At 74.3% G+C, this 7057-nt stretch carries 7 protein-coding genes; 3 read left to right on the forward strand and 4 right to left on the reverse strand.

What is annotated here, in order from left to right:
- A partial coding sequence (locus AOK18_RS28495; protein ID WP_157865268.1) for a DUF2252 family protein occupies positions 1-472 on the forward strand: 472 nt, incomplete at its 5' end.
- A gap of 149 nt (positions 473-621) precedes the next feature.
- Here the strand turns inward: AOK18_RS28495 and AOK18_RS28500 are convergent.
- The 4 genes from AOK18_RS28500 to AOK18_RS28515 form a co-directional block, all read right to left on the reverse strand.
- Positions 622-2259, reverse strand: coding sequence for an MFS transporter (locus AOK18_RS28500; protein WP_055696191.1), 1638 nt, complete (start codon positions 2257-2259; stop codon positions 622-624).
- Between the two features lie 288 nt (positions 2260-2547).
- Positions 2548-3021: a MarR family winged helix-turn-helix transcriptional regulator gene (locus AOK18_RS28505; protein ID WP_055573359.1), complete on the reverse strand. Its 474-nt coding sequence runs from the start codon at positions 3019-3021 to the stop codon at positions 2548-2550.
- A 152-nt stretch (positions 3022-3173) separates the two neighbouring features.
- Entirely contained in the window at positions 3174-4073 is a 900-nt protein-coding gene (locus tag AOK18_RS28510) for a transglutaminase family protein (protein WP_055696192.1), read from the reverse strand.
- A gap of 17 nt (positions 4074-4090) precedes the next feature.
- On the reverse strand, positions 4091-5194 hold the full coding sequence (locus AOK18_RS28515; RefSeq protein WP_074994122.1) for a GNAT family N-acetyltransferase: 1104 nt from the start codon (positions 5192-5194) through the stop codon (positions 4091-4093).
- 140 nt (positions 5195-5334) lie between these two features.
- Between AOK18_RS28515 and fdxA the strand changes: the two genes are divergently transcribed.
- The gene (gene fdxA, locus AOK18_RS28520; RefSeq protein ID WP_055572727.1) at positions 5335-5652 is read left to right on the forward strand and encodes a ferredoxin; all 318 of its coding nucleotides are present in this window, start codon (positions 5335-5337) and stop codon (positions 5650-5652) included.
- Positions 5653-5814: 162 nt separating this feature from the next.
- Positions 5815-6912 (forward strand): bifunctional succinyldiaminopimelate transaminase/glutamate-prephenate aminotransferase, encoded by a 1098-nt coding sequence (locus AOK18_RS28525; RefSeq protein ID WP_055696193.1) that lies wholly within the window; start codon positions 5815-5817, stop codon positions 6910-6912.
- Positions 6913-7057: the final 145 nt, after the last annotated feature.

Here is a 7057-nt window from a genome sequence, read left to right on the forward strand (position 1 = left end):
CGACGACGACGACCCGCTGCTGCTCCAGGCCAAGGAGGCGCAGGAGTCGGTGCTCGCCCCGTACACGGACGGCGAACGCTTCGACAACCAGGGCCGCCGCGTGGTGACCGGCCAGCGCCTCATCCAGACCTCCAGCGACATCTTCCTCGGCTGGACCCGCGTCCTGGGCCTGGACGGCAGGCAGCGGGACTTCTACGTGCGCCAGCTCCGGGACTGGAAGGGCATCGCCCGCCCCGAGACCATGGACCCCCGCACGCTCGCCCTCTTCGGCGGCTGGTGCGGGAGCAGCCTCGCCCGCGCCCACGCCCGCTCCGGCGACCCCGTCGCGATCTCCGCCTACCTGGGCGGCGGCGACCGGTTCGACCGCGCCCTCCCGGCCTTCGCCCAGGCCTACGCCGACCGCAACGAACGGGACTTCGAGAAGCTCGGGGCCGCCGTACGCGCGGGACGGCTCACCGCCGAGAGCCTCTGAGGAGGCGGACGGGACGGACGCGGACGGGGCGCGGGAGCCCCGCGGACCGGCCGGGCCGTGCGGGAAGGACGCAAGCGGCGCCGTCCGGGACCGGAGACCCGGTCCGGACGGCGCCGCCCGCGCGTTCGCGCGCGCCTCGTACGGCCCGCTCAGTGAGCGGCGACGACCCCCACGGGCTCCCCGGCGGCCTCGGCCTGGGCGCGCATGTCCCTCGCCTCCTCGGCCCGGCCCTTGACGAAGACGGCGGCGGCCGCGGCACCGAGGACGCACAGGACGCCGGTGACGGTGACGGCGGCGTGCAGACCGTTGACGAACGCCTGGCCGCTGCCCTCGACGACGGCGGCCCTGAGCTGCGCCGGCATGTCACCGGAGACCGGGGCGATGCCCATCGTGACGGCGTCCTCGGCCTTCTCCAGACCGCGCGCCACGCCGCTCGGGACACCCGCGCCGGTCAGCTCGCCGAACAGCGAGGAACCGACCTTGCCGGCGATCACGGTGATCAGCACCGAGGTGCCGAGCGCACCACCGATCTGCAGCATGGTGGACTGCAGGCCGGAGGCCACCCCGCCGTCCCTGACGGGCGCGTTGCCGATGATCGTGGCGGCGGTGGCGGGCAGCACGATGCCGACGCCCAGGCCGATCGCGACGAACGGCGGCCACATCGTCGCGTAGGACGAGTCGACGCTCCACGACAGCATGCCGAACATGCCGGCACCCGACAGGAGCAGACCCAGCGGGATCGTGACGCGCGCGCCGAGGCGGGCGGTCAGCTGGGAACCGAGCGGCGAGGCGAACAGCGACGCGATCGACATCGGCAGCGTGCTGACACCGGCCTCGACCGGCGTGTAGCCGCGCACGTTCTGCAGGTACAGCATGATGAAGAAGATGCCGCCGAGCATCACGAAGAAGTTCAGCAGGGTCATGACCGCGCCGGTGGTCAGCGAACGGTTGCGGAACAGGCGCATCGGCAGCAGCGGGTGCTCCTGCCGGGTCTCGTACAGGCCGAAGACGACCAGCAGCGCCAGCCCCAGGGCGAGGGAGCCGAGGGTGCCGGCGGAGGCCCAGCCCCACGTCTCGCCCTTGACGATGCCGAAGACGAGCGCGACCAGACCCGCGGCCAGCAGGACGACGCCGAGGAGGTCGAAGCGCTGCCGGCCGCCGGAGTTCTTGGACTCGGCGAGGACCACCGCGCTGAACACCAGCGCGACCAGGCCGATCGGCACGTTCAGGTAGAAGACCGACTCCCAGTCGACGTGCTCGACGAGCAGACCGCCGATGATCGGGCCCAGTGACGTCGACACGGCCGAGACCATGCCCCAGATGCCCACCGCGAGGGCGAACCTCTTCGGCGGGAAGACGGCGCGCAGGATGCCCAGGGTGTTGGGCATCAGGATGCCGCCCGCCAGGCCCTGCAGGGCACGGAAGACGATGACGCCCTCGATGCTGCCGACCAGGCCGATGGCGACCGAGGTGACGACGAACCCGCCGATGCCGACGAGGTAGTACAAGCGCCGGCCGAACCGGTCGCCGAGCTTGCCGCCGAGGATCATCGAGGCGGCGAGCGCGATCAGGTAGGAGTTGGTGACCCACTGCAGCTCGGCCGTGCTGGCGCCGAGGTCCCTGCCGATCGCCGGGTTGGCGATGGCGACGACGGAACCGTCGAGCTGCACCATGAGCAGGCCGAACGACACGGCGGTCAGCGCGAGCCAGGGATTGGCCCGGAAGCGCTCGACCTTCGACCGGGCGGCCGTGTCGGGAGCGGAGTGATCCACGGGGGTGGACGCCATGAAAGGAGCCGTTTCTTTCTCAAGGGGGGACGAACGAACCGCACGGCGGGGACCGGGACCCGGCGGCCGGCCCACGGCGCCCCGCCCGGCCGGTCAGGGGCGGGACGGAGCGCACGGGGCGGTGGGCCGGGCCGTGCACGGGACGGTCCGAGGACTGCCTTCGGAAGGTTCGGAGGGGGAGGAGCGGACGCGCGGAACACCGGACGAGCGCTTCACCGCGCGCCCGTGCCCGTGCCCGTGCGCGATCGCGGGCGACCGCGCCGTGCGCCGCGGCCCGTGACGCTCGTGTCAGCGGACTGCCGGGCGGAGGTTGCGGGTCAGCGCTTTCAGCGCGCCGACGGCGGAACCCAGCGCGTCCAGCTCACCGTCGGTGAGGGACAGCATCGCCCGGCCGAGGTGACTCTCCTCGAGGGCGACGGCCTCGGCGATCCGCTGCCGCGAGGACTCGGTGAGGTGGAGGCGGGCGATCCGCTTGTCGACGCCGTCCTGCCGGCGCTCCAGCTCCCCCCGCTCGGTGAGCCGGGAGACCAGGGCGCTGACGTTGTTCGGCTTCATCAGCAGCGCCTCGGCCGCCTCGCGGACCGTGGCACCCTCACGCTGTGCGACGAACCGCAGCAGTGCCAGCTGTCCCTCGGGCGGCTTCGGGTGCGGGTACTCGCTCGCCACCCGCCGCTCCAGGGCCCGGTGCAGCGCGGGAAGGCACGCCGCGAGCTCGGAGCTCACGCGTGCGACGCGCTGTTCGGAGGCACTCCTGGTGGACACCCGGAAAGATTAGGTATTCGAAGATACCTATGTCAAACGAGGTGTGTGGTGGATCCCGTCCGCCGTGCGCGGCGGAAGAGGACGCGGCGGCGTGAAGGGGGCGGTGCGCGAGGGGCGGCGGGGAGTGCGCGGCCGGACGGACCGGGCGGGCCTCAGTTGAGCAGCGACCGCGCGGCCCGGGCCTCGCCGCGGATCCGGTCCGCCGCCGGCCCGTCCACCGCGGCCACCACCTCGGCGTACGCCTCCAGCTCGTCCGCGCCGTCGAGGAAGTCACCGCGCCGCACCAGCAGCCGGGCCCGCTCGTACCGCAGCTCCGCCGGACGGGACGGGAGCAGCAGGGACAGGTCCAGCGCCCACAGCGACACGTCCGACCGCTCCGGGCGGGCCTCGGCCCACGCCCGGACGTTGTTCAGGACGCGCAGCACGACGTCCAGCGGACCGGCCGGCACCAGCATCGACGGGTCCAGCGGCGCCCCCGTCGCCCCGGCGACCAGCAGCTCCGCGTCGGCCCCGGTCAGCACCCGGCCGCCGTCGAAGGGATCGACGAGCACCCGCCGCTCCGGGAACGCCCCGCCCCGCGCGTCCGGCTCCGCACCCGCCGCCGTGCCGGTCTCCCCGAGACCGACCACGAAGTGGCCGGGCAGCCCGACCCCGTACACCGGCGCCCCCGCCCGCCGGGCGACCTCCAGCCACACCACCGACAGCAGGATCGGCAGCCCGCGCCGGCGCCGCAGCACCTCGTGCAGCAGCGACGACTCCAGGCGCCGGTAGTCGCCCGGAGTGCCGTGGAAACCGCACCGCTCGCCCAGCAGCTCCCGCAGTGCCGACGCCCACGCGCGCGGGGTGCCGGGCCGGTGGGGGAGACGGCCCGCCAGCTCGTCCAGCTCGATCTGCGCGGCGTCGATGCCCGCCTCGTCCAGCGTGCCGTCCGCCACCGCGCCGACCAGCAGGCACAGCGTGGCCAGGTCCGGCCGCCCGGACCGGGCCTCCTCGGCGAACCGCCGCCGCAGGTCGGCGGAGCGTTCCGGGAGCGGAGGACGGGGGGAGCGCATGACCGGTTCGTGCCCTTTCACGGCGCCCCGTCGCCGGTCGGGGCCGACGACCGGGGCGCGCGGTAGTGGTGGTACGCGTGGTGCGCGGCGAAACCCATCCTGCCGTACAGGGCGTGGGCCGCCGCGTTGTCGGCCTCGACCTGGAGCCAGGCCGCCGACGCGCCCTCGTCGAGCGCCCGCCGGGCCAGCGCGGCCATCACGGCGCTCGCGAGCCCGCGCCGCCGCAGCGCCGGATCCACCTCGACGGCGGCGAAACCGGCCCACCGGCCGTCCACGACGCACCGCCCGATCGCCGCGGGGGCGGCACCGCCCGCGGCCCCGTCCCCGAAGCCGTCGCCGCCGTCCTCCGCCGGCACGGTCGCGAACCACACCGAGGGGCCTCCCGGGCTCGCGGGGGAGCCCCCTCCCAGCACCTTCAGGGCGACCTCGCCCACCCCCCGGCGCCGATAGCGCGCCAGCCACGCCCCGTCGGCCTCCCGGGACAGCAGGACGTCCGCCCCGCCCGGCCCGCCGCCGGACGGCTCCGGTCCCGCGTCGGCGACCGGGGCGAGAGCGCCGACCCACAGCTGGGCGGTCACCTCCCGCACCCAGCCCCGCCGCTCCAGCTCCGCGCCCAGCGCCTCCTGCGTGCCCTCGGCGCCGGTCGCCGTCTGCACGTAGGCGGGCAGCCCGCGGTCCGCGTACCAGCGGCACACGGCCGCCAGCGCCTCGTCCAGCGGCATGCCCGGGTCGCCGAGCGGCAGCACCGAGTTGGCCCGGCGGGTGAAGCCGCCCGCGGCCCGCAGCTCCCAGTCGCCCAGCCGCTCGCTCTCCACGGGCCGCCACGCCCGCGCGGCGGCCCGCGCCAGTTCCTCGTAGGAGGCGGCCGGACCGCGCCGACGGGCCGGCGCGGACGGCACGACCTTGCCCGCGACCAGCGCGGACTCCCGGACGAGGACGCTCTCGCCGTCCCTCCGTGTGATCCGCAGCACACCGTTGTCCCATGATGTGAGAACCCCGACCGCGTCGGTGAACCTCTCACCCGGGGGACCATGTTCGACCAAGCTCCGTACGGAGACCCGTTTGCCCACGTCAGCAGTGGTGATGCGGACCTCTAGACGGCCGGCGGCGGAGATTTCCACAGGTCGGTACACCCCTCCTGTTCGGATCATGCCCAAGAACGGAGATACTAGGGGCGGGCATCGACGACGCCGCGCTCCCGCGCGCCAGGCGGCGGAGCCTGAGGAGGCCCGCCGGCGCCCTACCGAGGAGGAACGACAGCGTGACCTACGTCATCGCGCAGCCTTGTGTCGACGTGAAGGACAAGGCGTGCATCGAGGAGTGCCCGGTCGACTGCATCTACGAGGGCCAGCGGTCCTTGTACATCCACCCGGACGAATGCGTCGACTGCGGCGCCTGTGAACCGGTCTGCCCGGTCGAGGCCATCTTCTACGAGGACGACACTCCCGAGGAGTGGAAGGACTACTACAAGGCCAACGTCGAGTTCTTCGACGACCTCGGCTCGCCGGGCGGCGCCAGCAAGCTCGGGCTGATCGAGCGCGACCACCCGTTCATCGCCGCGCTGCCGCCGCAGGCGTAGGCGTAGGCGTTCGGGCGGCCGGAAGCGGCCCGCACCCGCGCCGCCTCGGTCCCGTACGGCCCGATCACCCCGATCGGCGCCGCACGGGGCCGAGGCGTTTGCCGTACCGGCGTGCCCGAAGCGCACCGTCGACAGCGCACGGACGAAAGTGAGCCAGTAACCGTGTCCGCAGTTTCCGAACGCTTGCCCACCTTCCCCTGGGACAAGCTCGAGCCGTACAAGAAGACGGCCGCCGCGCACCCCGACGGCATCGTCGACCTCTCCGTCGGCACCCCCGTCGACCCGGTCCCCGAGCCGATCCAGAAGGCCCTGGTCGCCGCCGCGGACTCCCCGGGCTACCCCACGGTCTGGGGCACCCCGGACCTGCGGGACGCGCTCACCCGCTGGGTGGAGCGCCGTCTGGGCGCCCGCGGGATCACCCACCACCACGTGCTGCCGGTCGTGGGCTCCAAGGAACTGGTCGCCTGGCTCCCCACCCAGCTGGGCCTCGGCCCGGGCGACCGGGTGGCGTACCCGCGCCTGGCCTACCCGACGTACGAGGTCGGCGCCCGCCTGGCCCGCGCGCAGTACGAGGCGTACGACGACCCCACCGACCTGGACCCGGCGGGCCTGAAGCTCCTCTGGCTGAACTCCCCGTCCAACCCCACCGGCCGGGTGCTCCCCAAGGCGGAACTGACCCGGATCGTCGCCTGGGCCCGCGAGCACGGCGTCCTGGTCCTCTCCGACGAGTGCTACCTCGAACTGGGCTGGGACGCCGACCCGGTCTCGGTGCTGCACCCGGACGTCAACGGCGGCTCCCACGACGGCGTCGTCGCCGTGCACTCGCTGTCCAAGCGGTCCAACCTCGCCGGCTACCGCGCCGCCTTCCTGGCCGGCGACCCGGCCGTCCTCGGCCCCCTGCTGCAGATCCGCAAGCACGGCGGCATGATGACCTCGGCGCCCACCCAGGCGGCCGTGGTGGCGGCCCTGGGCGACGACGAGCACGTCCGCGTCCAGCGCGAGCGCTACGCGGCCCGCCGCACCGCCCTGCGGATGGCCCTCCTGGGGCACGGCTTCCGCATCGAGCACAGCGAGGGCGGGCTCTACCTGTGGGCCACCCGCGACGAGTCCTGCTGGGACACCGTCGCCCGCCTCGCCGAACTCGGCATCCTGGTCGCCCCGGGCGACTTCTACGGTCCGGCCGGCGAACGGTTCGTCCGCGTCGCCCTCACCGCCACGGACGAGCGGGTACGGGCGGCGGTGGAACGCCTGAAGGCGTGACGCGGAGCGGCCGCATGCACGTNNACGTGCATGCGGCCGCTCCGGTTCGGCTCGATCCGGCTCGGCCCGGGTCCGCCCGGGCCGGAGGGTTCAGCCGAGCGGGAGCGCCGGGGCCGGGAGGGTGCGGGCGGTCTGCACGCCGTCC

It is taken from the genome of Streptomyces prasinopilosus, assembly GCF_001419695.1.
Lineage (GTDB): Bacteria > Actinomycetota > Actinomycetes > Streptomycetales > Streptomycetaceae > Streptomyces > Streptomyces prasinopilosus.

Coding starts and splice junctions, on each gene's coding strand:
- AOK18_RS28500 (WP_055696191.1), bottom strand. CDS start 2,259: ATGGCGTCCACCCCCGTGGATCACTCCGCTCCCGACACGGCCGCCCGG.
- AOK18_RS28510 (WP_055696192.1), bottom strand. CDS start 4,073: ATGCGCTCCCCCCGTCCTCCGCTCCCGGAACGCTCCGCCGACCTGCGG.